Annotated in this window: 4 protein-coding genes; all 4 read right to left on the bottom strand. The window is 67.8% G+C overall.

The annotated features are described in order from the left end of the window. On the bottom strand, positions 1 to 352 hold a 352-nt coding region (locus AC1D1G_RS43870; RefSeq protein ID WP_477956781.1), incomplete at its 3' end, for a metal ABC transporter permease. Between the two features lie 7 nt (positions 353 to 359). Then, a complete protein-coding gene (locus AC1D1G_RS43865) occupies positions 360 to 1,097 on the bottom strand; it encodes a metal ABC transporter ATP-binding protein (RefSeq protein WP_283353627.1) in 738 nt (245 codons plus the stop codon). Beyond that, positions 1,094 to 2,020 (bottom strand): metal ABC transporter substrate-binding protein, encoded by a 927-nt coding sequence (locus AC1D1G_RS43860; protein WP_477956783.1) that lies wholly within the window; start codon positions 2,018 to 2,020, stop codon positions 1,094 to 1,096. Before AC1D1G_RS43860 ends, AC1D1G_RS43865 begins: the two co-directional genes overlap by 4 nt. A gap of 74 nt (positions 2,021 to 2,094) precedes the next feature. Beyond that, positions 2,095 to 2,772: a hypothetical protein gene (locus tag AC1D1G_RS43855; protein ID WP_477956782.1), complete on the bottom strand. Its 678-nt coding sequence runs from the start codon at positions 2,770 to 2,772 to the stop codon at positions 2,095 to 2,097. Positions 2,773 to 2,848: the final 76 nt, after the last annotated feature.

Here is a 2,848-nt window from a genome sequence, read left to right as displayed (position 1 = left end):
GGCTCGGGGTGACCGAGACCAGCACCAGCCCGAGCGCGAACAGGGTGGAGAACACGATGCCGATCGCGGCGTCCTCCTTGACGCGGCTGGTGTCGCGGACCACCCCGATCAGTGCCACGGCAAGGAACCCGAAGATCACCGCGCCGATCGCGAACGGGGCGCCGACGATGTAGGCCAGGACGACGCCGGGCAGGACGGCGTGCGAGACCGCGTCACCCATCAGTGACCAGCCGATCAGAACCAGCCAGCACGACAGCACCGCGCACACCACGGCGGCGATCAGGGTGGTGATCAGCGCGCGGACCATGAAGTCGTAGCGCAGCGGGTCGACGAAGAAGTCGATGACGTCCATTTGTTTCTCAGGTCCTTGTCATGACGTCGAGGCCGAAGGCGGCCGCCAGGTTCTCCGGCTGCAGTACGACCGTCGGGTCGCCGTGCATGAGGACGGTGCGCATCAGCAGGATCGCCTCGTCGGCCAGGGTGGGCAGTGCGTGCAGGTCATGGGTGGAGACCAGGATCGCCGCGCCCGCGGCGGCGAGTTCACGCAGCAGTGCGGTGATGGTGGCTTCGGAGCGTTTGTCGACCCCGGCGAACGGTTCGTCGAGGAGAAGGATGGTGGCGCCCTGTGCGATTCCGCGGGCGACGAAGGTGCGTTTCTTCTGGCCGCCGGACAGTTGCCCGATCTGCCGGTCCGCCAGTTCGGTGAGTTCGACGCGTTCGAGGGCGTGGTCGACGGCCTCGCGGTCAGCTCTGCCGGGCCGCCGGGTCAGCCCCATGTGCCCGTAGCGGCCGGTCATCACCACGTCACGCACCGAGAGGGGGAACGTCCAGTCCACGTCCTCGCTCTGCGGGACGTAGCCCAGCACACCGGTCTTGCGTGCCGCGGCGGGCGCCGTGCCGTTGATGCGGACCGTGCCGGAGTCGGGTTTGACGGTGCCCATGATCGTCTTGAACAGCGTGGACTTTCCGGAACCGTTCATGCCGACGAGGCCACAGACGCGTCCGGGGTGCAGGGCAAGTGAGACCTGGTCGAGCGCAAGGACATCGCCGTAGTGGACGGTGACGTCCTGCACCTCGACGGCCGGCCGGGTGGTCATGATTGCTGCCCGTTCAGTGCGGCGGTGAGGGTGTCGGCGTCGTGCCGGATCAGATCCAGGTACGTCGGCACGGGCCCGTCCGCCTCGGACAGCGAGTCGACGTAGAGGGTGCCACCGAACGCGGCGCCCGTGGCTTCGACGACGCGTTGCATCGGCGCATCCGACACCGTGGATTCGCAGAACACCGCCGGAACCCGATTGTCCTTGACGAACTCGATCGTCGAAGCGATCTGCTGGGGCGTGGCCTGCTGTTCGGCGTTGACCGGCCAGATGTACTTCTCGGTCAGCCCCGCGTCCCGGGCCAGATACGAGAACGCTCCCTCGCACGTGACCAGCGCCCGTTCGTTAACCGGCAATGCTCCCAGCTCGGCGACCAACTCGTCCTGCACCTTCTGCAACTGCGCCTTGTACGCGTCGCCGTTGATGCGATAGTCGGCCGCATGCGCGGAATCGAGCTCGCTGAACGCGGCGACCATGTTGTCGACGTAGATCTGCACGTTCAGTGGTGACATCCAGGCGTGCGGATTCGGTTTGCCCGCGTAGGCGTCCTCGCCGATGGCAATCGGCTCGACGCCGTCGCTGACGACCACGTGCCCGACGTCCACACCGTCGACGAACTGGGCGAACCACGCCTCCAGGTTCATCCCGTTGTCGAGGATCAGGTCGGCCTCGGCTGCCTTCTTGATATCGCCCGGGGTGGGCTCGTATCCATGGATTTCCGCGCCCGCCTTGGTGATCGACTCGACCGTCACGTGCTCACCTCCGACATTCGCGGCGATATCGGCGAGAACGGTGAACGTCGTCAACACCACCGGTTTGTCGCTTTGCGGTCCGTCGCCCGTGCCGCACCCCGACAGCATCAATGCCGCGGCCAGCGCTGTCAGCGCCGCGGCACCGGCTACTGGCCGTCGTCGCGCACCCACCTTGAAGCCCGTTGTTTTCACGGTCGAATCATAATGTTCGGCTCACCGAAACCACAAGGGGGCGGCACCCGCAGTCACGTTGTCGGTCGACGGAAGTCGCCGTTGGAGCCCGCCTGGGACCGCCGTGCCGCGACCGTGTCGGCGGTGGACCCGATCGTGGGCGCGAGCCGCCACAATCCAGCGGCGGCGAGAATGTGCCACAGCGCGTGGCCCTGCAGGATACTGCCCGGCCGGCAGATCGACGTCCGGTCGCCGATGGTGCCGAGCAGCGCGCCGGACACGAGAAGCAGTGCCGCGACGACGGTCGTGCGCCGCAGCTGCGGACGGACGCGGGCGCGTTCCAGACCGAGGCCCACGGCGACCGCGGCGAGTATTGCCTGCACGATCGTGGAGGCCGTCGGGCCGGCCGCCACCGCGGGGATCACCACGACCGGGACGGCAAGCCACCACACCGGCGACAGCCGCCGGCCGAACCGGTCGGAGGCGGCGTCGACGGCGATGAAGGCCAGCAGTGTCGCGATCGGGATGTCGTGTGCGTAGGCCTGCCACGGCGGGTTGGGTCCGTGCGCAACGAGCGACCCGGCGCCGACCGCGACGACAAGCAGGCCGTAGGTCACGGTCGGCGCTCCGTGCGGACGACGCGCGACGACCGCGAGGCCGGCAATCACGAAGGCCAGGCTGGTGACAGCGGCCGCCGGCTGACCGATGAAGCCTGCGTCTCGATACAGCTCGCACGCGTTTGCCAACATGATGGATGGCAGCTCACCTTCCTGTGCGCCGTCGAGCGTTCCTGCGGTGATGCGGATGGCGGGCTGGTCGCTAGGAGTT

The sequence above is a fragment of the Rhodococcus sp. P3_B8 genome (assembly GCF_056402775.1).
This window is presented reverse-complemented; position numbering and strand designations above follow the sequence as displayed.